This is a genomic window from Chitinivorax sp. B (assembly GCF_005503445.1).
In the GTDB taxonomy this organism is placed as follows: domain Bacteria; phylum Pseudomonadota; class Gammaproteobacteria; order Burkholderiales; family SCOH01; genus Chitinivorax.
Genome location: NZ_SCOH01000010.1, coordinates 61,369 through 85,618, shown reverse-complemented (window position 1 = coordinate 85,618; position 24,250 = coordinate 61,369). Strand labels below are relative to the sequence as shown.

The 24,250-nt window shown below is 52.2% G+C and carries 17 protein-coding genes; 14 read left to right on the top strand and 3 right to left on the bottom strand.

Going from position 1 to position 24,250, the window contains the following annotated elements; genetic code table 11:
* The first annotated feature begins 213 nt into the window (after window positions 1-213).
* From FFS57_RS08395 to FFS57_RS08355, 9 genes are all read left to right on the top strand, one after another.
* A complete protein-coding gene (locus FFS57_RS08395; RefSeq protein WP_137937333.1) occupies window positions 214-1,653 on the top strand; it encodes a DNA recombination protein RmuC in 1,440 nt (479 codons plus the stop codon).
* 79 nt (window positions 1,654-1,732) lie between these two features.
* Window positions 1,733-2,461: a substrate-binding periplasmic protein gene (locus FFS57_RS08390; protein ID WP_171013756.1), complete on the top strand. Its 729-nt coding sequence runs from the start codon at window positions 1,733-1,735 to the stop codon at window positions 2,459-2,461.
* A gap of 140 nt (window positions 2,462-2,601) precedes the next feature.
* Entirely contained in the window at window positions 2,602-3,291 is a 690-nt protein-coding gene (locus tag FFS57_RS08385; protein WP_137937331.1) for a DUF599 domain-containing protein, read from the top strand.
* Between the two features lie 133 nt (window positions 3,292-3,424).
* The gene (gene recA / locus FFS57_RS08380; protein ID WP_137937330.1) at window positions 3,425-4,471 is read left to right on the top strand and encodes a recombinase RecA; all 1,047 of its coding nucleotides are present in this window, start codon (window positions 3,425-3,427) and stop codon (window positions 4,469-4,471) included.
* Window positions 4,455-4,913 (top strand): recombination regulator RecX, encoded by a 459-nt coding sequence (gene recX, locus FFS57_RS08375; RefSeq protein WP_137937329.1) that lies wholly within the window; start codon window positions 4,455-4,457, stop codon window positions 4,911-4,913. Before recA ends, recX begins: the two co-directional genes overlap by 17 nt.
* Window positions 4,910-5,335 carry a BspC domain-containing protein gene (locus FFS57_RS08370; RefSeq protein WP_137937328.1) on the top strand — a complete coding sequence of 142 codons (426 nt, stop codon included), beginning with the start codon at window positions 4,910-4,912 and terminating at the stop codon, window positions 5,333-5,335. The genes recX and FFS57_RS08370 overlap by 4 nt, the downstream gene beginning before the upstream one ends.
* A 404-nt stretch (window positions 5,336-5,739) precedes the next feature.
* Window positions 5,740-6,438 (top strand): HAD family hydrolase, encoded by a 699-nt coding sequence (locus FFS57_RS08365; protein ID WP_137937327.1) that lies wholly within the window; start codon window positions 5,740-5,742, stop codon window positions 6,436-6,438.
* A 29-nt stretch (window positions 6,439-6,467) separates the two neighbouring features.
* Window positions 6,468-9,095, top strand: coding sequence for an alanine--tRNA ligase (alaS, locus tag FFS57_RS08360; RefSeq protein WP_137937326.1), 2,628 nt, complete (start codon window positions 6,468-6,470; stop codon window positions 9,093-9,095).
* Window positions 9,096-9,293: 198 nt separating this feature from the next.
* Entirely contained in the window at window positions 9,294-12,824 is a 3,531-nt protein-coding gene (locus FFS57_RS08355; protein WP_137937325.1) for a sensor domain-containing protein, read from the top strand.
* Window positions 12,825-12,854: 30 nt separating this feature from the next.
* Here the strand turns inward: FFS57_RS08355 and FFS57_RS08350 are convergent, their stop codons facing one another.
* Window positions 12,855-14,108, bottom strand: coding sequence for an EAL and HDOD domain-containing protein (locus FFS57_RS08350; RefSeq protein ID WP_137937324.1), 1,254 nt, complete (start codon window positions 14,106-14,108; stop codon window positions 12,855-12,857).
* A 430-nt stretch (window positions 14,109-14,538) separates the two neighbouring features.
* On the opposite strand from FFS57_RS08350, the gene FFS57_RS08345 reads away from it, so the two are divergent.
* The 3 genes from FFS57_RS08345 to FFS57_RS08335 all read left to right on the top strand — a co-directional run bounded on the left by FFS57_RS08345 (window position 14,539) and on the right by FFS57_RS08335 (window position 20,138).
* Window positions 14,539-15,846, top strand: a complete 1,308-nt coding sequence (locus tag FFS57_RS08345) for a DEAD/DEAH box helicase (RefSeq protein ID WP_137937323.1) — start codon at window positions 14,539-14,541, stop codon at window positions 15,844-15,846.
* An 808-nt stretch (window positions 15,847-16,654) separates the two neighbouring features.
* Window positions 16,655-18,397, top strand: a complete 1,743-nt coding sequence (locus tag FFS57_RS08340) for an ABC transporter ATP-binding protein (RefSeq protein ID WP_137937322.1) — start codon at window positions 16,655-16,657, stop codon at window positions 18,395-18,397.
* A gap of 85 nt (window positions 18,398-18,482) precedes the next feature.
* Entirely contained in the window at window positions 18,483-20,138 is a 1,656-nt protein-coding gene (locus FFS57_RS08335) for an ABC transporter ATP-binding protein (RefSeq protein WP_249383947.1), read from the top strand.
* A 25-nt stretch (window positions 20,139-20,163) separates the two neighbouring features.
* On the opposite strand, the gene FFS57_RS08330 is transcribed toward FFS57_RS08335, so the two are convergent.
* The gene (locus tag FFS57_RS08330) at window positions 20,164-21,057 is read right to left on the bottom strand and encodes a LysR family transcriptional regulator (protein ID WP_137937320.1); all 894 of its coding nucleotides are present in this window, start codon (window positions 21,055-21,057) and stop codon (window positions 20,164-20,166) included.
* 158 nt (window positions 21,058-21,215) lie between these two features.
* On the opposite strand from FFS57_RS08330, the gene htpX reads away from it, so the two are divergent.
* Entirely contained in the window at window positions 21,216-22,103 is an 888-nt protein-coding gene (gene htpX, locus FFS57_RS08325) for a protease HtpX (RefSeq protein WP_137937319.1), read from the top strand.
* Between the two features lie 107 nt (window positions 22,104-22,210).
* On the opposite strand, the gene FFS57_RS08320 is transcribed toward htpX, so the two are convergent.
* Complete coding sequence (locus FFS57_RS08320) at window positions 22,211-22,513, bottom strand: DUF2917 domain-containing protein (RefSeq protein ID WP_137937318.1); 303 nt, start codon at window positions 22,511-22,513, stop codon at window positions 22,211-22,213.
* A gap of 222 nt (window positions 22,514-22,735) precedes the next feature.
* Here FFS57_RS08320 and FFS57_RS08315 point away from each other — a divergent pair, with 222 nt between their 5' ends.
* Window positions 22,736-24,187 (top strand): aminotransferase-like domain-containing protein, encoded by a 1,452-nt coding sequence (locus tag FFS57_RS08315; RefSeq protein WP_249383944.1) that lies wholly within the window; start codon window positions 22,736-22,738, stop codon window positions 24,185-24,187.
* The last annotated feature ends 63 nt before the right edge of the window (window positions 24,188-24,250 follow it).

Genomic DNA, 24,250 nt, shown 5'->3' with positions numbered 1-24,250 from the left:
GCGACTAAAAGCTGTATTGCTGTATCTCATTTGTCGCATAACGGCGCACCTTCACAATTGGCGCGCTATACTCCGCTGAGCTTGCCCCAAATCCCAATCCCGTCCTGTATTTGCAGAACGTTGGCTACCGCGAAATCAAAGGGGAAGCCTGCAGTTATTCCTGTATTCGCCCCCGGCTTGTCTGGGACATTGTTTCATTGAGGTTGTTCAATAATGCTAGAGACCCTGTTTGGTTTGGCAACGATTTTCATTTTGTTAGCTGCTGCGGTGGTGGTGTGGAAGCTGGGCCAGTTGACCGCATCGCAAGAGTCGCTGGCCGTCGGCGTGATGCAAGCACTGGAAGAAAAACACCGCGCAATGGTGGGCGATATTCACCACGTGCTAGGGGATTTTGGTGACCGTTTAGCGCGTACAGATGCTGAAAATGGTGAGCGGTTACGCACGGCGATGACTGAATCCTTCGAACGCCTGAGAAATGTAGTGGTGACCGAGCTGCAACTGGCACGCCAGCAAATGCAGGCTGTACAACAAGCCCAGGCTGAACAATTGGCGGCCAATCGCGAAAACATGATCAAGCAGCTGGCGGATTTTTCACAGGCCATGGCGGGTCGGCAGGACGCGTTGAAAGAAGAGTTACTTCGTTGCGTGTTCGAGATACTGGCAGAACAAGGCAAACTGCAGTTGGATACTGTCCACTCCACCATGAAAGTGACAACTGAGCAGTTGACTCGTACCGTAGAGCAATTGACCCTGGCTGTGGATGCTCGTCTGGAGCAGATTTCCGGCAAGGTATCAGATCGCTTGGAGGAAGGCTTTAAAAAGACCAATGAGACCTTTGCCAATGTGATGGCTCGATTGGCCGTGATTGATGAGGCGCAGAAAAAAATTGATGGATTAACCACTAACGTGGTCAGTCTGCAGGAGCTGTTGGGCGATAAGCGCTCGCGTGGCGCATTTGGTGAGGTTCAACTGGAGGCGTTGGTCGTTAATATTCTGCCGGCGCAGTTCTATAAATTTCAGGAAACGCTGTCCAATAAGATGCGCGCCGACTGCGTGTTGCACCTGCCGGAGCCAACAGGAACAGTGGCCATCGACTCCAAATTTCCCTTGGAAAACTATCACCGCATTTTCGCAGCAGAACAGGCATCCAGTGAGCGAGTTGCGGCGGAAAAGCAGTTCAAGATTGACGTGAAACGACATATCGACTCCATCAGTGAAAAATATATTGTGCCGGGGGAGACCTCTGATGGTGCACTGATGTTTGTTCCAGCAGAGGCCGTTTTTGCTGAAATTCATGCTTACCATCCTGAGTTGGTACAGCATGCACTACAAAAGCGGGTGTGGATTGTATCGCCGACGACAATGATGGCAGTCTTGAATACGGCGCGGGCCGTAATCAAGGATGTGGAAACGCGCCGCCAGGTTCATATCATTAAGGATGCCTTGTCCAAGCTGGGCGTCGAGTTCAAGCGTTTTGACCAGCGTATGGCCAAACTTGCGGATCACATTCGTATGGCACATCAAGATGCGGAGGCGGTGCAAATTACCAGCCAGAAGATTTCGCGCCGATTTGAGGAAATTGAACATGTGCGACTGGAAACGAACGGTGAAGTGACCCCGCTGCTGGAGGAGGGGGTGACGGGCATCAAATGATGGTGCCATTTTCCGTGGCCAAATACAGCTGGATTAGCTAATGTTAATTTCCTGTTACCGAAATTGCGACGGAGGCTTTATGCGTAAACGAACGTTGATATCTCTGATTCTTGTCGTTGGAGCATTGGGTACTGGCGGTACTGCTGGTGCGCTTACCCTGACCACTGAAGATTATCCTCCATTCAATATGCCAGAAGGTGGCAAGGTCAGTGGCATTTCAACGGAAATTGTTCAAGAGGCGTTGAAGCGCGCCAAGGTTGATGCCAAGATCGAACTGCTACCCTGGGAACGGGCATTGAGTATGGCTAAAGGCCAGGCGGATGTTTGTGTCTATTCAGCGGTACGTAATGCCGAGCGTGAAAAACTGTTCAAATGGATCGGCCCCCTGGTGGCAGACGAAATTACCCTGTTTGCCAAAGCAGATAGTCCAATCAAGATCAGCTCGCTGGACGAAGCCAAAAAGTACAAGGTCGGTGGCTACAATGGTGATGCCTACGGCGATTTTGTCGAGAAGCAGGGGCTAAAGCTGGAGCGTGTTGTTCAGGATGTGCAAAATCTGCCGAAACTGGCGGCCGGGCGCATCGATCTGTGGGTAGGTGGAGCCAAGAGTGGCGTGTTCAAGGCCGGACGCGAAGGTTTCAAGGGTAAGATCAAGTCGGTCTATCAGCTCGGAGACCCCAAAGATAGCCAGATGTGGCTGGCCTGCAACAAGGGGGTACCAGACGACGTGGTGAATAAACTGAATGAAGCAGTGAAATCCGTAGTCAGTGATGGTACGGCTGATAAAATCGGGAAGAAGTATCAGTAACGTTCAGTTCATTCGGTGGATTGGCTGGGCCGTCGCAGTGGGCGACGGCCTTGTCGTTTTATAATGCTGACAGGTTGTAGGTGCTAGCTCAGGTGCTGCTTTTTCGTGTGATTTAACGGCTTGAAACCATTGGAGGCAGGGTGGAGCAAGGTATTGCTGGATTGTTGGCCAACCCCATCGATTTGATATGTTTGATCACATCGACGTTTTTACTTTGGCTGTATCAGCAGATGGTCAAGATCCGCACTCGGCGTGACCCGCACTATTCCTTGTTTGGTATGAGCAACGAAGCAAGGAAGGAATGGTTGGTCATGCTGGCAAAACGTGGCGGGGATGACATCCTGGCCGTGCAGACATTGCGAAACTCCACCATGGCTGCAACATTTCTTGCCTCAACAGCAGTCTTGCTGATCATTGGCACCCTGAGCTTTGGTGCGCAGGCAGGGCACAATGGCAGTATCAGCCTGTTTGGCATTCGCTATGGTTTGACACCAGGGTTGTTGCTGGTCAAGGTGATGGTTATTGTACTACTGCTGATCTCTGCTTTTTTCTGCTTCACAACGGCCATCAGAATCTTCAATCATCTGGGCTATGTATTGGCAGCATTTCGCGATCCGGAAAAAGTGCCAACTGCTTTACCACGTGCAACTATGCTGATCAATCGGGCAGGGGGCTATTACAGCCTGGGTATGCGTTGCTATTACTTTCTTATTCCTTACGTATTCTGGTTGTTTGGCGCCGGCTACCTGCTCGCGGCAACTTTGGGAGTCATGGCTGTGCTGTATAGAATCGATCGCGCGCCCGCTTTACAGCACGATTTGACAGATTGAGCAGCTGGTTGAATGTGAAGATTAGCTTGCAGGAATGAATTGAATTCTGTATAAATATACAGTCTTTGATGGCGCCGAATGGGCCACGCTGATTATGCAATAATTGATTGACTTTTCAAAGGACTCGACGCTGATGGATGACAACAAGAACAAAGCGCTGGCTGCGGCGCTGGCGCAAATCGAAAAGCAGTTTGGCAAGGGCTCAATCATGAAGATGGGCGAAAACCAGATCGAGAACGATTTGCAAGTCGTCTCCACCGGCTCGCTGGGCCTGGATCTGGCGTTGGGTGTGGGGGGGCTGCCCAAAGGCCGTATCATTGAAATTTACGGTCCGGAGTCATCTGGTAAAACCACTTTGTGTCTGCAGGTAGTGGCCGAAGTACAGAAAATGGGGGGGGTTGCTGCATATATTGATGCTGAAAATGCGCTTGACCCAACCTATGCCGCCAAATTGGGTGTGAATGTACCGGAAATGTTGATCTCTCAACCAGATACTGGTGAACAAGCGTTGGAAATTTCCGACATGCTGGTGCGTTCTGGCGGTGTTGACATCATCGTGATTGATTCAGTAGCCGCCTTAGTTCCCAAAGCAGAAATTGAAGGTGAGATGGGTGACAGCCATGTGGGCTTGCAAGCACGCTTGATGAGTCAGGCACTGCGTAAGCTGACTGCCAACATCAAACGTACCAACACCTTGGTGATCTTCATCAACCAGATCCGCATGAAGATCGGTGTGATGTTTGGTAACCCAGAGACTACCACTGGTGGTAACGCGCTGAAATTCTATGCGTCGGTTCGTCTGGATATTCGTCGAATTGGCTCGATCAAGAAGGGTGAGGAAGTCATCGGTAACGAAACTCGCGTCAAGGTTGTCAAAAACAAGGTTTCACCACCTTTCCGCGAAGCATTGTTCGATATTCTCTATGGCGAAGGTATTTCCCGTGAGGGGGAAATCATTGAATTAGGTGTGCAGTTCAAGATCGTGGAGAAATCTGGAGCTTGGTATTCCTATGGCGGCAGCAAAATTGGCCAGGGCAAGGATAATTCCCGTGAATACTTGCGTGAAAATCCAGCCATCGCCAAAGAAATCGAAAACAAAGTTCGGGATGCTGCGGGTGTAAACAAGACTTTTGCAAACACCGATATCGTTAATGATGCAGAGGATGAGCCCGCGTTCTGACAATGAAGTTTCGTTGCGTGACCGGGCTTTGCGGATCTTGGCACGCCGCGAACACTCACGCACTGAATTGGCTGCCAAGCTGGCTCGTTATTGTGAGGATAGCGCTGAAATAGACACCTTGCTCGCTACTTTGTGCGAGGAAGGGTGGTTGTCCGATAACCGATATGCCGAACAGATGGTTCGCCATCGCAATGGCCAGTTTGGTACCCGTCGAATCCGTCAGGAATTGCGCGAGAAGGGTGTAGCGAGCGAAATCATCGATGCGGAGCTAAATGCGGTAATGCATGATGATCTTGCTGTGGCACGCGCGTTGTGGCAACGTAAATTTGGTCAGTTGCCAGATAGCGATAAAGAGAAGGCTAGGCAGGTAAGATTTTTGCAGAGTCGTGGCTTCGGCTATGATGTCATCCTCAAGATCTTGCGGAATCTGGAGGATGAATGAGGCCCGTTGCCTGGATTGTATTGTTTAGTGTGACAATAATAGGTGTAGCGCAAGCCAGCACTTATGAAAAACGTGTTGCCTACTATCAAACCTTGGAAGGTATGCCCGATTTCATGCCTTTCTGCATGGCTGTTACAGATGATGTTATTGGTAAGAGCCGGGCCTTTGACCGTATCGGTTATGTCGATACCGACCAAAAAGATAAGCCCAGCTATCTGTCGGCAGACAAGATTCCGTTCAATCAGGTGTTCAGCAAAGCCAAACCACGTAAAGTCGATGAGCTGGTGACTTTCAAGGCGATTGCCCGAAAACGTCAAAGTGGTGTGCAATGGTCTGCACTGGAAGTCCGTTGTGGCTTGAAAAACGGTAAAGCGATTGCAATTGATTACCGTGAAATGGGTATGTTGGCTCCCGGAGGCTGATTGCCTATTGGTGACTTCTCATCGAGAGCAGCATTCTCCATCTGGTGCGATGGTGTAGATCAGTTTCAATGGGTGATAGTTGTCATGTGTAGTAGGTCTGGGCACGAAATCTTATAAGCTGTCGTCCTCCACAGCCTTGGTCAGTACCGTTTCCGATCTCACCACCACTGTCAATGTATCAAATACCAAGAGATGTGAACGGGCTTATCTGAGCGGTGCGCTTCATGCGTTGAGCGTGTATATTCCTGCTTTTGGCCTGCCAGCCAATGTGGCTTCCCTGTCAATATGGTGTTTTGTCTGACTATATACATGACTGTATGTAGCTTGGCTTGTTTTTGAGATGAGTCAGGGATTGGTTACTGGCAGGTATATTTGTCTGAAGAGTCTATGCTTTGAAACTGATCATGTTTGACGTTGACGGTACGCTCGTCGACTCACTGCACTACGATGGCGAACTGTTTTGCCAAGCCGTCGATGAAGTACTGGGTATTCGTGAAATCAACCCGGACTGGCGTGCCTATACGCATGTCACATCCTCCGGTATCCTTGGTGAGATTGTCCTGCGTGCATTTGGACGGTTGGTGACTGAAGAGGAATCTGCAGCAGTTCAGGGACGATTCAATGGGTTGATGCGTGCTTATCATGCTGTGCATACCACGCACTGCCAGCCATTGCCAGGCGGCATTCCCTTGTGGGCGGCTCTCAAGCAGCGATCGGATGTGGCCATTGCAATTGCTACCGGAGGCTGGGGGGCAGAAGCTAGGCTGAAGCTGGAAGGTTGTGGTTATGATTTACAGCAAGTCCCGTTTGCGGCTGCATGTGAAGCAACATCTCGTCAAGCCATCATGCAATTGGCTCATCATCGCGCCTTGACGCAATATGCAGTGACAGCGTTCGATGCGGTCGCATATGTCGGTGACGGTCATTGGGATCAGACAGCGACGCGGTCTTTGGGCTGGCGATTTGTGGGTGTTGGCGCCGAGCTACAATCAGTGATGGCTGACGATGAGTTGTGGTGGCCAGGGCCGCCAGCCGTGAATGAATTGCTGGAATGTTTGGGGTGGTGTATGGCAAGTCAGACCTGCACGACACAAGCTGAATAAAAGATAGAGAACGATAAGGTTTGCACAGGATGAAATCCGCAGAAATCCGACAGAAATTCCTCGACTTTTTTGCTTCGAAGGGCCACCAGGTTGTGGCATCGTCCAGCTTGGTACCGGGTGATGACCCGACATTGTTGTTTACCAATGCAGGTATGAACCAGTTCAAGGATGTCTTCCTTGGTTTTGACAAGCGCGCCTATACCCGTGCCACGACTTCTCAGAAATGTGTTCGTGCAGGTGGTAAGCACAATGACTTGGAAAACGTCGGCTACACTGCACGTCACCATACTTTCTTCGAGATGTTGGGTAATTTCAGCTTTGGTGACTATTTCAAACAGGATGCCATCAAATACGCATGGGAATTCCTGACTTCGCCACAATGGTTGAACTTGCCACAAGAAAAACTCTGGGTGACCGTTTATGCCACAGATAATGAAGCCTACGATATCTGGCATAAAGAAGTCGGTATTCCTGCCGAGCGCATGATCCGCATTGGCGATAACAAAGGTGCGCCTTACGCGTCTGACAATTTCTGGACGATGGGTGATACAGGCCCGTGTGGCCCGTGTACCGAGATTTTCTACGATCATGGCCCGGAAATCTGGGGTGGGCCTCCCGGATCACCTGAGGAAGATGGTGATCGCTACATCGAAATCTGGAACAACGTATTCATGCAGTTCAACCGTGACGAGAGTGGTACGCTGCACCCACTACCGAAACCCTCCGTCGATACTGGGATGGGGTTGGAGCGTATTTCTGCTGTGCTTCAGCATGTACATTCCAATTATGAGATCGACCTGTTCCAGACATTGATCGAGGCGGCGACACGTGCAACGGGTGCGGCAGACCGTAACAGTCCGTCACTGAATGTCATTGCAGATCATATCCGTGCCTGTTCATTCCTGATCGCTGACGGTGTTATGCCATCCAATGATGGTCGTGGTTATGTATTGCGCCGAATTATCCGTCGTGCGATCCGCCACGGTTACAAACTGGGCCAAAAGGGCCTGTTCTTCCACAAACTGGTGCCAACCTTGGTTGAGGTGATGGGGGATGCTTATCCTGAGTTGAAGACTGAGCAAGAACGTATTGCTTCTGCACTTAAGCAGGAAGAAGAGCAGTTTGCAAAAACGCTGGATAACGGAATGGGGCTGTTGGAAGCCGCTTTGGCCGATGGCACGAAAGTGCTATCCGGGGACGTGGCTTTCAAATTGTACGATACGTTTGGTTTCCCGGCAGATCTGACCAACGATATCTGTCGTGAGCGTGAGGTGGAAGTCGACATGGGGGGCTTCGAGCGCGAGATGGAAGCCCAGCGCGACCGCGCACGTGCAGCATCAACCTTCAAGATGACTGGCAACGTTGAATACTGTGGGAAGGATACCTGTTTCGAGGGGTATTTGAAGTCCAGCGTGGATGCAACTGTGCTGGCATTGTATAAGAATGGTGAAGCTGTCGAGCAATTGCAGACTGGTGATGAAGGGATTGTCGTCCTCGACAATACGCCGTTCTATGCTGAAGGTGGCGGTCAGGTGGGTGACCTTGGTGAAATTTCTGCCGCAGGCGGTTTGGATGCGCTGTTCGATGTACTGGATACCCAGAAAATCAAGGCGGCCGTGTTTGGCCATACTGGTCAACTAACACGTGGGGCATTGAAAGTGGGCGACGCGGTACAAGCCACTATCGATCTGCATAAGCGTGTGGCGACGGCCCGTAATCACTCTGCGACACACCTGTTGCACGCTGCATTGCGCGAGGTTTTGGGTAGGCATGTGTCGCAAAAGGGCTCGTTGGTGAATCATGAACGTACCCGTTTCGACTTTGCCCATACTCAAGCTGTCACTACCGAAGAACTGGCTCGTATTGAGGCGGTGGTTAACCACGTTGTTGCATCCAATTACGATGTGACCGCTACCTTGATGTCCTACGATGACGCAATACGTGCTGGCGCCATGGCGCTGTTTGGCGAAAAGTATGGCGATGAGGTTCGTGTGCTGAAGATGGGTAATTTTTCCACTGAACTGTGTGGTGGAACACACGTGCATCGGACTGGCGATATCGGCTTCTTCAAGATTATCTCCGAAGGTGGTGTGGCCGCAGGTGTGCGTCGTATCGAGGCTGTGACCGGTGAAGGTGCATTGGCTTTCGTACAAGCACAGGAAGCCCAACTGAAAGAGGTTGCAGCCTTGGTCAAGGTGCAACCAGCTGAACTGCTGAGTAAGATTGGCCAAATTCAGGAAAACGTCAAAGTCCTTGAGAAAGAACTGGCACGTTTGAAAGGCAAACTGGCTTCCAGCCAAGGTGACGAACTACTGGCCCAGGCTAAGGAGATTAAAGGGCTCAAGGTGCTGGCTGCGGTGATTGATGGTGCGGACGGCAATACCCTGCGTGACATGATGGACAAGCTCAAGGACAAATTGGGTTCGGCAGCCATCGTTCTGGCGACAGTGAATGATGGTAAGGTATTACTGGTTGCAGGTGTCACTGCCGATTCAACGAGCAAGGTCAAAGCGGGTGAGCTAGTCAACTTTGTTGCCCAACAGGTAGGTGGCAAAGGGGGCGGTCGTTCCGATATGGCTCAGGCGGGTGGTACCCAACCGGAAGCGCTGCCAGTAGCGCTTGTTAGCGTAGCCGATTGGGTTGCAGGCAAGCTGTAATGCCCAAGTGGCGGCAAACAAAATGGCTGGCGTGAGCTGGCCATTTTGTTTTTGAGGTCCTCATTTGCACGATGACGTATTTTCGGCGATAACGGTAACAGCGCCTGTATTATGCCAAGTAATGTCAGCGCGTTTGCAATTGACATGAGCACCATGATTTTGGTGTGACATGCACTAACTGGCAAGCAGTCGGTTGGCATGGCTGCCCATATACTCGTTATTCAACCTGATGAGGACATGTTGAATCGTCCCAATTTCGGCGACTCCAGAATTGCAACTGCAATTTGGGGTGTGCTGGTTCTGTTTTTCTTCTCTGCCCTTTCCGGCTGGGTTTACCTGTCGATGGATATCTTGCGGCAACAGCGAGAGCCCGATGGCTTGGCTGCATTGCCAAACCTGATTTCAGCGGCGATTGGTTTTACGGCCGCAGGGATTTTGCTACTGCTGCTTTCCTTCCGGGTGCGTCGTGCTGGGCATACCATCAAACAGCGTGATGCCGAATTGCGGGCTGTGTTTGATTTCTCCAGCAATGCGATTGCGGTATTGGAGGCGGGGATGGTGGATATGGCTAACCCGGCCTTCCTGCAGATGTTTGGCTTTGCCAACGCCGGTGAGCCGATTGGCATTGCGTTTGCGGACATGCTTGCACAGAACGAGCAGACGGCCGTAGTGTCCTATATGCAGTCCATTCTGCAAGGTGGTGTGGTGCCGCCACCATTGGTGATGACGGCACGACGACGTGACGGTTGTCTGTTTCAAGCACAACTGATTGCTCGTCGCCTGCCCGGCGCATCGTTAGATCGATCGCTGATCTGGGTCAACGACATTACCGAACGGCTCGCTTATGAAACGCAGTTGCGTCGTTCGGCAGCCTATTATCAAGCACTGTTTGACGATAACCCGCACATGATGTGTGTATACGAACGTGGCAGCAATCGCATCCTAGCGATCAACCATGCGATGCTGTCCCGCTATGGTTACCGGCCACATGAGCTGGCAACCAGCACGTTGGACGAAGTCATTGCCTGTCATATGTTACCGGATCTACATGTGATCCAGCAGGATGATAGTCAGGATGGTTTGGCGCTGGGCGTATGGGAGACACGGAGCAAAACCGGTGAATTGATCCTCGTGGACGTATTCAGCCATGCGGTGGAATATGGTGAAATGCCAGCGCGTCTGATCATTGCAGATGATGTGACGGAAAAAGTTCAAGCGCAACAGCAATTGAACATCAGTACAGCTAGGCTGACACGTTTGTTCGAATCGAACCTGCTGGGTATCGCTTTCGTATCCAGTGATGGATACCTGACAGAAGCCAATGACATTTTCCTCGCGTTGTCTGATCGGACACGACAGCAACTGGCAGAAGGTCGTACGCACTGGCGAAGTGTGCTGCCAGATGATTTTGCTGAACCTCTGGCAGAAACATCGAATGATTCAGGGTATTCCAAACCATTTGAAATTCATCTTCGGCATGACGATGGTAGTGAGCATGCGGTATTGGCTGGCCGGGCTTCGTTGCCGAATGGCGAGGGTATTCTGTTTGCTGTGGATATTTCGAATCTCAAGCAGGCCCAGGCAGCCCTGAACGAAAGTGAACAGCTCTACCGTCGTCTATTTGATACTGCGCCAGTGTCATTGTGGGAAGAGGATTTCACCGAGGCACTGAGTTTTTTACAGGCCTTGCAAAGCCAACATCCCAATGCATCGCCAGAGGCATTGCTGGCCAATCATCAGATCCGACAGGCATTTTGCGATCGTATCAACCTTCATAACGTCAATCAGACGGCGATGGAAGTATTTGGTGCCTCATCCAGGCAACAATTGCTGGCCAATTTCAGACAAATGCTGACTGAAGATGCCTTACATGATTTTGCGAAGATCGGCTGTGCGATTCTGAGAAACGAAACAGCGACTTATACCGAGACCGAATACAACACGCTGGATGGCAAGCGCATCCAGGTCGGGACAAGCTGGGGTTTGGGCAAAAGCGGATCGCAATATCACCGAGTATTGGCCGCGATCAATGACATCACGGAGATGAAGCGTGCAACCGAGCAGCTAAGCAAACTGTCATTGGCGGTGGAGCAAAGCGGTAATATGGTGATTATTACCGATGCGTTGGGCGACATTGAGTATGTGAACCCCAAATTTTGTGTTACCAGTGGCTTCAGTCAGGAAGATGTGCTGGGTAGGAGCCTGCAGGCACTGGATACCGAGCCGGGTTCCCATGATGCGTTTGCTGGCATGTTGCGTGACATGCTCAGCGGCAGGGAGTGGCATGGTGAGATCAATTACCGGCGGAAGAATGGCGAACAATACTGGTGCTTGCAGACCGTAGCACCCGTGCGTAGTGCGGCCGGGCAGATCACGCATTTTGTGGTCGTGGCGGAGGACATCAGCGAACGTAAATTTGCCGAGAGCACTATTCGTCATCTGGCGTTCTATGATGCGCTGACTGAATTGCCCAATCGTCGCCTGTTCAGAGATCGCCTTGAACTGTTGGCAGTGTCAAACCAGCGGGACGGCGCGCCGTTTGGCGTGTTGTACATGGATCTGGATCGCTTCAAGACAGTCAATGATACGCTGGGCCATGGCATAGGTGACCAGTTGTTGCAAGAAGTGGCGCAACACATGCAGCAAGTACTGCGACGTGGTGATACCTTGGCAAGACTGGGAGGCGATGAATTTGCGCTGATCGTACCGGAGATACCACATGGCGACTTCCTGTCACATATCGCGGAAAAGATTCAGGGGGCGGTGCGTCGCCCGATCGAAATCGATGGGCATCACCTGTTTGTTGGGGTCAGCATCGGGATTGCCATGTTTCCGAACGATGCAGATGATATCGATACCCTGCTGCGCAACGCCGATGTGGCGCTATATAGAGCTAAGGAACTGGGGCGTGACAACTTCCAGTTCTATCACCCGGAAATGAATGCTCGTGCCATGGAGCGACTGGTGCTGGAAGCCCGCCTGCGTGGTGCAATCGATCGTAACGAATTCGTGGTGTACTACCAGCCCCAGGTTGATCTGGACAGCCGCCGTATTGTCGGACTGGAGGCGTTGGTGCGCTGGCAGTCTCCTGAATTGGGGTTGATCTCACCTGCTGAATTCATTCCGTTGGCAGAAGAAACCGGCATGATTGTCCCCATTGGTGAATGGGTATTGCGTACAGCTTGCCAGCAGATGCGTGCCTGGCAATTGTCCGGTATTGCCCCGGTTTGTGTTGCGGTCAATTTGTCGGCTCGCCAGTTCCATCTGAAGGATGTCGACAATGTGATCATGGATACCTTGCGTGATACTGGCTTAAGCCCGTCTTTGTTGGATATTGAGATCACCGAAAGCACGGCTATCCAAAAGCCGGATGAAACGCGCTTGACCTTGGAACGTATGAAGAGTGTGGGGATCAATATCTCGATGGATGATTTCGGGACCGGTTATTCCAGCCTGAGCTATCTGAAGCGCTATCCGTTGGATACGTTGAAGATTGATGGCTCGTTCGTGCGCGATATCAATGTCAATGACGACAATCCGGGGCTGGTGGACGCCATTATCGCCATGACCCGCAGTCTGAATATTCAGGTACTTGCAGAAGGGGTGGAGACCGAAGAGCAAGGCCGTTTTCTGGCCAGGCTGGGTTGCCAGGTGGCCCAAGGTTTTCTATTTGGACGGCCACTGCCTGCACATGAGATTGAACCGATGTTGAGGCGGGGACATGTGTGATCCGTGCCCGGATTAAGGTGCAGGTAAGGTTCAGTTGTGCATGTCGGCACTCAATTCATTGACCCAGCGCAGTGCTTCGGTCTGAAGTCGATTGACGATGGTGGTGCCCAGCTTCAAATATAACTGAGACGGGGTTTGTACCTTGCCCCGTGTTTCTGTCTGGATGGCTACCTGCAGCATTTCACCTGATATGCCTTCCCGTGCCAGTAAAGCCTGGTTGATATCATTGGCCAGGTTCAGTGGGGTCAATAGCTCCAATAGTGGCTTGTTCAGCAGCGCATCCAACAGAGACAGCAGCCCGACAGTAAAGGCCCGCTCACGTAATGCATAATCGTCAGGGTACAGGTGGATGGACAGAAGTTCCATGAAACGGCCGCGTGTTGAAGCCAATTGCATCAACGGGCTTGGCCCTTGCTGTGGATGGTGGCCGTAGGTGTAAAGTAATAATTGAAGCCATCGTTGAAGCTGGCGACGCCCCAGTATCGTGATTGCGTGATGCAAGCTGCTGATTTTATAGCTCAAGCCAGATGCGACAGAATTCACCAGTTTCATCAGATTGATGGACAAGTCCGCATTCAATTTCAGGCATTCCTCAATTTCTGCTGTTTCCGCATCCCGCATGGTTAACCCAAGCAGCTTGAGAAGTGCCATCTCTGATGGTGTTGAGGCTCGCCCCGACAGTACAGTAGGGCGCGCAAAGTAATAGCCTTGAAACAGGCTAGCACCCGCCTCATTGCATTGAGTAAATAGCGTCGGTTCATCGACCTTCTCCGCAAGGATTTTTACGGGCCGATTTGCCAATTGTTGGCATAACTGCCGTACTTGGGTCATGTGCAGATTGGGGATGTCCAACTTGATGATGCTGATCAATGGCAACAATGTTTTCATTTGTGGTGTGAGTGTGACAACATCGTCCAGCGCAAATCTGAAGCCCTTTTTGTGCAGCTGCTGGCATCGTGCAATGACGGTAGGAGATAGCTCCACCGTTTCCAGAATCTCCAGCACAATTCGTTGGGCTGGCAGCAATTCGATCGCGTCGGACAGCAACAAGTCTTCTGAGACATTGATCAACCCAAAATAGGGCCCCAGTACTTCCTGAATGCCCACATCACCAAAAGCATGGCTGATGACTGTGGCGGTGGCTGATACGTCATCAGGTACGTCGGCGGCATTTGACAGGCCACATCGAAACAACAATTCAAAACCAACCAATCGTTGTTGGCGATCGACTACGGGTTGCCTGCCCAGGTAAAACTCACTGACATCCATGAAATATCCGGTCATGTCGATTTTTCACATTTGCCGAAAAGCAGAGTGATGGCGTACCCATCCGGTACAATATGGCCCTGCTGATCACACGAGCCACCATGCATTGTTGTGCTGCTTGTTTAGTCACGATTCGGAATCTGGTCGCCTGACTTGTATTCTAGGCGGTGTGGACACAAGATTCCGGATTGCAACTTGGCAGTTGTAATGCTGATGTGGATGGCGTGATCGGAGGTGAATTTATGACGATTACCCGTTTGTCTGCAAATTGGCGCGACAGACATGGGAGTGTACGGTCATTTGTGGTGAGTCAGCCTAAAATATGTTTGTTGACAATACGTTGTTAACGTATTTCTTATATAATCAAAAAATTCAGCTGTGATGCGCTTATCCGCGCATCCAGACCATGTTTGACCAGATACGAAAAACGTATCAGCAAGGAGTATTGATGTCATTTGCCGATTTGGGCCTAACACCAGAACTATTGCGCGCGGTCGCCGAGCAAGGGTATAGCGAGCCGACGCCGATTCAGGCCCAAGCGATCCCCGTCGTGCTGGCAGGTCGTGATGTGCTTGCCGCTGCACAAACTGGCACAGGTAAAACCGCTGGTTTTACATTGCCGATATTGCAGCGGTTGCAACCAGGGGCCAACAATAGCCCTTCCCCGGCACGTCACCCACTGCGTGCCTTGATCTTGACACCAACTCGGGAGTTGGCCGATCAAGTGGCAGACTCTGTCAAGGTGTATTCCAAGTATCTCCCGCTGCGGTCGACGGTTGCATTCGGCGGGGTCAATATCGATAGCCAGATTCCTGCTTTGCGTGCTGGGGTTGAACTCCTGGTCGCGACGCCTGGCCGTCTTCTGGATCACGTGCAACAAAAGACCGTGGTATTGAACCGTGTTGACATCCTGGTGATGGATGAGGCTGACCGTATGCTGGACATGGGTTTCCTGCCGGATATTCGCCGCATCATTTCCCTGTTGCCGCCGGAACGGCAGACGCTGTTGTTTTCGGCAACTTTCTCGCCAGAGATCAAGAAGCTCGCAGATCAATTCCTGCGTAGTCCGCAAGTCATCGAAGTGGCCCGCCGTAATTCCACCAATGAGCAGGTTACGCTGGTGGTCCATCAAGTGGATGGATTTCGCAAGCGGTCTACATTGGCGCACCTGATTCGCCATCACCAGATGCAACAGGTCATTGTGTTCTGCAATACGCGCCAGGGGGCGGAGCGTCTCTCTCGCGAGTTGGCACGTGACGGTTTTGCTGCGGAGGCCATTCACGGTGATAAAACCCAGCAGCAACGGCTTGAGACACTGGCCCAGTTCAAAGAGGGTAAAGTCAAAGTGTTGGTAGCAACCGATGTGGCTGCACGAGGCCTGGATATCGAAGACCTGCCTTTTGTCGTCAACTATGAGATTCCCAATACCCCGGAAGACTTTGTACACCGTATTGGTCGTACTGGCCGGGCTGGTGCGACCGGAACGGCGATTTCGCTGGTAGGTGATGACGAAACCAAGCAGTTGGCAGCTATCGAAAAACTGGTCAAGAAGACACTTGAACTGGCTCCTGTTCCTGGGTATGCCACTGCCAGACCGGCCACTGGCGCGTCATCCGCACCTATCGGTAGTGCCCTTATGTCATCGGGGCGTGCAGCAGAGCCGGTTCGGCCGCTCTACCCAGGCATGTCGCCTCGACAACCCGAGCAACAGATCGCAGCATTGTTCTTGCCGCCGCGTTATCAGCGTACTTCCTGAGCTCGATACCAAGCGCGACCGATAATAATCCTGATACCTTTTGCCACCTTGCCGTATCCCTGTCATGTCTACAGCAGCAATGTATTGCCTCCGTTATTTTCCGAGGTTACGCACGGGCTTTGCAGTCAAAGGTCAAGTGGCCTGTTTGGGTGCTCTGTGTTGCTTGCCGAAAGCGGCAAAAGAAACCCCGCAAAGGGGAAAGCCAGAACTAGGCGGCAAGCTGCCAAAGACTTGGCTTTTCGTTCCTCCTCTGTTGAGGCTGCACGTAAACAACTTTTGCTGTGTTCCCGCCCCATGTTGTGCTGCTCGGCAAGGCTAAACGGGATCAAGGCTCGTTGTGGCCGCTGGGATTGACATGCCATCTGTTATCCTTCAGTAGTCAACGTATATCTGGCTATCAATTCTGCGCAACATCAGCTGTTTTGTTAGCCACGCTAAATCGTTGGATGAAAATGGGACGGGATGCCACTAGATGGGCATCCTGTTTTGCTTGGGCGGGTCAACATTATCGTTATTCCGGTTTTCACGTTTCGCATCAGGCTGGCAATTGTTTGATCCGAATGGAAAGGCCCGGGATGGGTAACCTCCAGATACAACGATCATATCCATGCCTGAAACATGCCATCAATCATATTCGCATTTAAATTCGAAAACGGCTGTACATCCCGCCACTGCTTGCTTGTAGAATAACCGGCTCACTCATCCGATAGCCATGGTGGTGCGATATGGCCGGGTCTTGCAGGGTTTCTGCTGACGTATCGTAATTCTGCCAAGGCTTGACTGTATGCGTACTTAACAGGACGTGCGCATGACGTTTTCCCGCTTATTGATCCGTTTCGTTCGCCAGCATTGGCGTGCTTACCTTGTCTCTGCCTTCATGTTGGCTGGTATTGCAGCCTTGACCGCTTGGCTGCCCCGCCAGGTTGGTAATGTGATTGATTCCATGGTGGCAGGCCAATTGACCGGCATGGCACTGATATGGCAATTGTCTGTGCTGGTGGGTTTGGGCATTGTCATCTATTTTCTGCGCGTGGGTTGGCGCCTGACTTTGTTCAAGGCGTCGTACCGGCTAGGCGTGTCACTACGTGAACAGCTTTACAGTCGGCTGACATTGCAAGGCCCGGCATTTTTTCATCTTCAGCGTACCGGTGACCTGATGGCCTGTGCCACCAATGATATCGACGCGGTGGAAATGGCGGCAGGTGAGGCTTTTCTGGCGGGGTTCGATGGCTCGCTGACTTTTGTGCTGGTGATTGCCATGATGACACTCGGTATCGATTGGCGACTGGCACTGGTTGCACTATTACCATTCCCGTTCATGGGACTGGCCTTCTGGTACATCTCCAATCATGTGCATGAGGCATCTCGTACGGCATTGGACCGCTTCAGTGCACTGAATGATCACGTGCATGAAACCTTGTCTGGCGTACGGACATTGCGGGCCTTGGGACTGGAAGGACGGAGTGCCCAGCAGTTTGCCAGTATGGCTGAAGATGCCGCTGAAGCGGGGCTGGTTGCGCAGCAATGGGAGGCAGCATATGAACCGGCTGTTGGGGTGGCATTGACTCTGGCCAGCGTATTTACTCTGGCATTAGGGGGGTATCTGGTGTGGCATGGTCAGCTGACGATTGGTGCGATGACCAGCTTTACCATGTATTTGGGACAACTGATCTGGCCTATGTTTGCAGCAGGTTGGGTGCTGTCACTGATTGAGCGCGGTCGTGCTGCCTGGGGGCGTCTGGAACCAGTATTGAATGCCCCGTTGACCATTGATGACCATGGCACACAAACGAATGTTCCCACGGGAACACTGGCATTCGAGTCAGTGTCGTTTACTTACCCAGGTCAAATTCACCCAGCTTTGCAATCGGTGCAACTGTCATTATCACCAGGGCAAACGGTTGGCGTCGTTGGCCCGACTGGCGCAGGCAAATCCACATTGATCAGGTTGCTGCTACGCCAATATGGCATTGCCAATGGTCATTTGCGTTGGGCTGGCCAGGAATTGGCCGAGCTCAAATTGGCGACACTGCGCCATGCAATCAGTTGGGTGGCGCAAGAGCCTTTTCTGTTCTCTGCTTCGCTTGCGGAAAATATCTCCCTGGCCAAGCCGGATGCTTCCCGAGAAGAAATCGAGCATGCCGCCCGTCTGGCGGCAATCCATGAGGACATCATGCGTTTTCCCGATGGCTATGACACGCCAGTGGGTGAGCGGGGTGTCACCCTGTCGGGCGGTCAGCGACAACGGGTGGCGATTGCTCGGGCCTTGCTGACAGAAAGCCCGGTACTGTTGCTGGATGATGCGTTATCGGCGGTTGATACCGAAACTGAAACCCGTATCCTGCAGCATTTGCGAGGTACCAGACGCGGCCGCACAGTGATGATCGTCAGCCATCGACTGAGTGCCGTAGCGGATGCCGATTACATTGTGGTGATGAAACATGGCTATATCGTTGAAGCCGGCCAGCACGAGCAATTATTGGCCCTGAACGGCTGGTATGCCAGCCAATGGCGCTATCAACAACTGGAGGCCAGCCTTGAGTCGATTTGATCTACAGCAATCTGAACAGGGCAGGGCGGTGGCTTTGCTCAGCAAGGCTGCTGCACCGGAAAAGGCACATTTGTGGTCAGGCCTGATGTGGCTGCTGGTCGCCACGGGGCTTGAGATGGCAGGCCCTATCCTGGGGAAGATATTTATTGATAATCACCTGTTGCCCCGGCAATTTGAGGGGCCGATGGTCGTTGGGCTATTGCTGGCTGCATTGTTGAGTGGTGTGGTCGCTACCATGTTGCGCTATATTCAGCTGATTCGTTTGGCTGGTGTGGCGATGCGATCAGTGCGCCGATTGCGAGAAACCGTCTACAGCCATGTGCTGGCACTGCCAATGGCCTATTTCGACAAGGCGATCACTGGCCAGTTGGTCAGTCGTGTTACCAACGACACCGAAGCCGTCAAAACCTTGTACGTGCAGGTGCTGTTTGTCATGCTCGACAGCTGCATTCTGCTGGTTGGGGCATTGATTGCCATGGCGTGGCTGGATTGGAGACTGATGCTGATCGTATCGTCGCTGATCCCGGCCGTGGTGGTGATTGTTTGGTTCTACCAGCGTTTGAGCGCACCTGCTGTGACTCGTGCGCGACAATTACGCAGTGACATCAATGCACAAATGGCGGAAAGCATTGCCGGCATGGCTGTATTGCAGGCCAGTCAGGCCGAGACCAGGTTTTCCCAGCGCTTTGCAGAGACTAATGGGGCACATTATCACTCCCGGTTGGTGGAAATCCGGGCCAACGCTTGGTTGCTGCGGCCTGCCCTGGATCTGCTGAATGTATTGTTGCTGGTGACGGTCATATTCTGTTTTGGCTTGCGTGAATTCAGCGGGCTTGAGATTGGCATCCTGTACGCCTTTGTCAGTTATATTTCGCGCGTTGTTGAGCCACTGATTCAGATCACAATGCAATTCAGTCAGTTGCAGCAATCAGTGGTGGCTGCAGCACGTGTGAACACCTTGCTAAAGGAGGCTGAAGCGCCACCGGCCAGTGGCGATGCCAAAGTCACTGCGGGGGCCGTATCCATACGGGATTTGCAGTTTGGTTATCTACCGGACCAGCGGGTGTTACATGACTTGAATCTGGAGATTCCTGCAGGTGGTTTCTTCGGTATCGTCGGCCACACTGGTAGTGGCAAATCCACCCTGTTGAGCCTGTTGTTACGTTTCTATCAACCTCAGGCAGGTGAGATCGATATCGATGGGATTGCCCTGACTCACTATAACGATGCTGCGTTTCGTACCGGTGTGGGGTTGGTGCCACAAGAGCCGTTTTTGCTGGCAGCCAGTGCCCGCGAGAACATCGATATGGGGCGTGGGTTGACCCAGGTCCAAATCGAGACGGCAGCCAAAGCGGCACAAGTGCATGAATTGATTCTGTCGCTGGAACAGGGGTACGACACCAATCTGGGCGAAGGTGGTGTCAGGCTGTCCACAGGGCAAAAACAACTGATCGCCATCGCTCGTGCTTTGGCGGGCCGGCCACGCGTGTTGTTGCTGGATGAAGCCACGGCGCATATCGATAGTGAAACGGAACAAGTGGTGCAACGTGCATTGAGTGCGCTGCATGGCAAGGTTACCTTGGTTGCCATAGCCCATCGCTTGTCCACCATTCGCGATGCTGACCAGATTGTGGTGCTGAACCACGGCCGGGTTGCCGAAATGGGTTCACATGATGAGTTGATGGCGATTGAGCAAGGCATCTACCAACGCTTGTACTTGCTTCAGCAATTGGAGGAATGAGCTGCGTTTTGTCACCAATTGCAGATCAGCTTACCTGGCTGGTGCGAATGGCTTCAACGGCAGGGTGTAGAATCCGGCGATCACTGTGAATGGCATAGATCGGTGCGGCCATGCCAGGTAACTGGCCAACACAGGCAACATCCAATTGCTGAGCCATATCCTCTTTACTGAATGCGGGTAGTGGGAACAAGCCCAACCCCTGTCGCCCAAATGTGGCCAGTAAGGCGCTGTCTTCAAATTCACCAATGATATCAGGGCGGATATCATTGGCAGCAAACCAATGCTCCAGTCTGGCGTGCAGCGCATTGTTACGGGTAGGCATCAGCATGGGCGCGCGATGCAGGCTGTCGGGGAACCCATTCATATAACCTGCAGCCAGCGCAGCTGTGCCGAAAATCATGACCGGGCAATTGGCAACCGCATCGCTATGCAAGCGCAACTGTGTACCATGCGTCGCTGGTCGATCGGCCAAGACCATATCCAGGCGATGTAAGGCCAAATCGGCCAGTAGCGAGTCAAATTCACCTTCGTTGCACACCAGTCGCATGCGCTGCGCCAGCTGTAAAGCTGGGGATAGTAAGCGATAAATCAAAGTCTTAGGTAGCGCATCGGATATGCCGACAGAGAAGCGGAGGGTATGGCCCAGGGTATCTTCCGCCAATGCTTCTTGTAATTGGGCTCCCAGTAAAAAGATCTGATCTGCATAGCCCAACGCAACCCGTCCAGCTTCTGTCAATACCAGGCCGCGTCCTTGCTGCGTAAACAGTGCTCGTCCCAAGTGTTGCTCCAGCAACGCGATTTGTCCGCTCACGGTTTGTACGCTCATGTCCAACCGGTCGGCGGCACGGGTAATGCTGCCTTCCTTGGCGGTTGCCCAGAAATAGCGAAGATGCTTGAAATTGAGATCAGTGATCTGCATTTGAGTATTCGGGAAATTCGAAAGATAACTAAATTTTTATCCGATTTTTTCGTTGTGACAAGTCGCGTACCATTGCAGAGACATTTCTTGGCATATTGCCAGGTACCGGCAGGTACGCTAATGCCCGCCATTTATTGCTTGTAAGGAGATTACTGATCATGAAACGCGTCGTATTGCTGATTGCAACCAACATCGGCGTGATGTTGGTGCTGAGCGTGGTTGCCAGCCTGCTCGGCGTGAACCGCTATCTGACGTCCAACGGCCTGAATTTGGGCATGTTGCTGGTGTTCGCGGCCATCATGGGTTTTGGCGGTGCATTCATTTCGCTGATGTTGTCCAAAACCATGGCCAAGTGGTCAACAGGTGCTCGCATTATTGAACAACCCAGTACCGAAGCGGAATACTGGTTGATGCAAACCGTCAGGAAACTGGCTGATCGTGCCAATATTCCCATGCCAGAAGTGGCCATTTATGATGGCGAGCCAAATGCTTTTGCCACTGGACCCAGCAAATCCAACTCGCTGGTTGCGGTTTCGACTGGTTTGTTGCACAGCATGAACGAGCAGGAAGTCGAGGCTGTGCTGGCGCATGAAATCGCGCACGTTGCGAATGGTGATATGGTGACCCTGACGTTGATCCAAGGAGTGGTCAATACCTTCGTGTTCTTCCTGGCGCGAGTGGTTGGCTATTTTGTCGATTCGTTCTTGAAGCGGAATGACGACGAATCGTCCGCTGGTACTGGCATTGGCTACATGGTTACGGTGATCATCTGTGAGATTCTGTTTGGGATTCTTGCCAGCATCATCGTCATGTATTTCTCACGTCAAAGGGAATACCGTGCCGATTCAGGCGCTGCGTATTTGCTGGGTGGGCCGCAGGCGATGATTGCAGCGTTGCATAGGCTGGGTGGGATGCAAGCGGGCGAACTGCCTCAAAATATGGCTGCGTCTGGTATCTCGGGCCGTGCTGGTTGGATGTCGTTGTTCTCCAGTCACCCGGCATTGGAAGACCGGATTGCTGCATTGCAGGGGCAGGCAGTACGCTAAGCGTTGCCAATATCCGATTTCGTGATCTAAGTAAAAAGGTGGAATCATTTTCCACCAACTGCAACGAAAAAGGCCCAGTCATCAGAGGATGACTGGGCCTTTTTCGTTCATGAGGCCAGTGTTTTCACTCGGCGAAGTCGCGCCAGGCTGGCAATAAAACGTTGTTGAACATGATCAAGGAGCGTAGCCACCTTGACCAACGCCGGGTGCTCAATGGACACCGTACTGTAGGCCAGCGGCTCAATCACTGTGCGGTCCATGCCGCGAATCCGGTGACTTTCCCCGCATCGCAACACAATATCCTGGCCCGCCTCGGTCAGCCACACCATGCCACGGGTACAGGTAATCAAGGCGGTGCGACCGCGATCCAACCTGAGAACGGTTTGCATGGCTAATTGATAGGTTTTCATGGTGTGGCTCCTTTCACGTATCGATCCAGACCTGCGCACTCGACGAATGCGGGTTGGTATTGCATATGGTAGGGAGTTCGTACGGAAGATATCAGCCTCAAACTGTTACGTTTACTGGGAGTACAGTGCAAGTTGCGTACAAACTGTTATGCTCATGTAACGGGGTAACTGTTACTGGCCGGGTGTGGGCGTTATCACCACGCTGCCAGGTGGAGAGATGTGATGAGTATGGAAAAATCGGGATTGTTGTATGAATCATTGGCAAGCGAGATTGCCGGCATGATTGCCAGTGGGGCGATGAAGACGGGCGATAAACTGCCATCGATCAGGAAGTTGTCGAATCAGCGGGATGTCAGCTTATCGACCGTGATCCAGGCATTTCGTGTACTGGAAGACCGTGGTTTGATCGAGGCTAGACCTCAGGCCGGCTTTTTTGTACGTCGTCCGCTCAACCAGTGGCGTGAGCCCACCATCAGCCAACCGCCAACAGTACCCTGTGAGGTCGAAATCGATGAATTGCGTTGGCAGATTCTGTATCTATCACAACGTGGAGAAGGGGCTGGTCTGGGGTGTGCGGCGATTGATCCGGAACTGTTCCCCAATCAGGCGCTGCAGCGTATTTTGTCATCGACGGCACGACGCCATGCCCGCATGATTGGTTCGTACGCTTTTCCGCCCGGTAACCCGCAATTGCGGCGGCAGATTGCCCGCCGTTCCCTGGAGTGGGGTGGGCAATTACGGCCGGATGATCTGATTATCACCAATGGCTGTATCGAAGCGCTCAATCTGTGTCTGCAAGCCGTAACACGACCTGGTGACGTGGTGGCGATCGAATCGCCCGCTTATTTCGGGTTATTGCAGCAACTGGAAAGTTTCAAGCTCAAAGCCCTGGAAATCCCTACCCACCCTGTTACGGGAATTTCGCTGGATGCACTGGAGTTGGCGATGCGAACCAGTGACGTCAAGGCAGTGGTGGTGGTTTCCAACTTTTCCAATCCACTGGGCAGCCTGATGCCGGACGAGCACAAGCGCCGATTGGTTGAGTTGTTGGCCAACCGTCGTGTCCCACTGATCGAAGACGATATCTATGGTGATTTCCATTTTGGTGACCAGCGCCCCTGGCCGGCCAAGGCGTTTGATACCTCCGGCAATGTGCTGTACTGCTCTTCATTCAACAAAGTGCTGGCACCTGGGTTCCGGATTGGCTGGGTGGCGCCCGGACGGTATTACGCTGCAGTACAGAACCTGAAAATGATCAGTTCAATGTCGACACCAGAGATCTTGCAACTGACATTGGCACAGTTCGTGGAAAGTGGCGGGTATGACCACCACCTGCGCAAGTTACGGCGATCAGTGGAGGGGCAACTACATAAGTATGCTGAAACAGTGCTGCGTTACTTTCCAAGTGGTACGAGATTGACGGTACCGCAAGGTGGCTACGTACTGTGGCTCGAGTTTCCCAAGGGTTTTGACAGCGTTGCGTTGTTGCGTAAATCGATTGTGGAAGACATTCCGTTTGCCCCAGGGGCTCTATTCTCCGCCAATCAGGATGCTTACCGCCATTGTTTGCGCATCAATTGTGGATTGCGTTGGTCGGCCAAGGTTGAAGCCGTGTTGCAACGCCTAGGAGATTTGGCACGTGAGCAATTGGCACATCACACGGTATCACATTGAGCTGATGGGAGTGGAGTATAAGCTCTAGTGGCTGTGTATAATGGCTGCCCAGTAAAACCTGAA

Bases quoted from the DNA above. Each gene is read 5' to 3' on its own strand.
- FFS57_RS08330 (WP_137937320.1), bottom strand. From the start codon at position 21,057: ATGCAGATCACTGATCTCAATTTCAAGCATCTTCGCTATTTCTGGGCA.
- FFS57_RS08350 (WP_137937324.1), bottom strand. From the start codon at position 14,108: ATGACCGGATATTTCATGGATGTCAGTGAGTTTTACCTGGGCAGGCAA.
- FFS57_RS08315 (WP_249383944.1), top strand. From the start codon at position 22,736: ATGAGTATGGAAAAATCGGGATTGTTGTATGAATCATTGGCAAGCGAG.
- FFS57_RS08340 (WP_137937322.1), top strand. From the start codon at position 16,655: ATGACGTTTTCCCGCTTATTGATCCGTTTCGTTCGCCAGCATTGGCGT.
- FFS57_RS08365 (WP_137937327.1), top strand. From the start codon at position 5,740: ATGTTTGACGTTGACGGTACGCTCGTCGACTCACTGCACTACGATGGC.
- FFS57_RS08320 (WP_137937318.1), bottom strand. From the start codon at position 22,513: ATGAAAACCTATCAATTAGCCATGCAAACCGTTCTCAGGTTGGATCGC.
- recA (WP_137937330.1), top strand. From the start codon at position 3,425: ATGGATGACAACAAGAACAAAGCGCTGGCTGCGGCGCTGGCGCAAATC.
- FFS57_RS08395 (WP_137937333.1), top strand. From the start codon at position 214: ATGCTAGAGACCCTGTTTGGTTTGGCAACGATTTTCATTTTGTTAGCT.
- htpX (WP_137937319.1), top strand. From the start codon at position 21,216: ATGAAACGCGTCGTATTGCTGATTGCAACCAACATCGGCGTGATGTTG.
- FFS57_RS08335 (WP_249383947.1), top strand. From the start codon at position 18,483: ATGTGGCTGCTGGTCGCCACGGGGCTTGAGATGGCAGGCCCTATCCTG.
- FFS57_RS08345 (WP_137937323.1), top strand. From the start codon at position 14,539: ATGTCATTTGCCGATTTGGGCCTAACACCAGAACTATTGCGCGCGGTC.
- FFS57_RS08390 (WP_171013756.1), top strand. From the start codon at position 1,733: ATGCGTAAACGAACGTTGATATCTCTGATTCTTGTCGTTGGAGCATTG.
- recX (WP_137937329.1), top strand. From the start codon at position 4,455: ATGAGCCCGCGTTCTGACAATGAAGTTTCGTTGCGTGACCGGGCTTTG.
- FFS57_RS08370 (WP_137937328.1), top strand. From the start codon at position 4,910: ATGAGGCCCGTTGCCTGGATTGTATTGTTTAGTGTGACAATAATAGGT.
- FFS57_RS08355 (WP_137937325.1), top strand. From the start codon at position 9,294: ATGGCTGCCCATATACTCGTTATTCAACCTGATGAGGACATGTTGAAT.
- alaS (WP_137937326.1), top strand. From the start codon at position 6,468: ATGAAATCCGCAGAAATCCGACAGAAATTCCTCGACTTTTTTGCTTCG.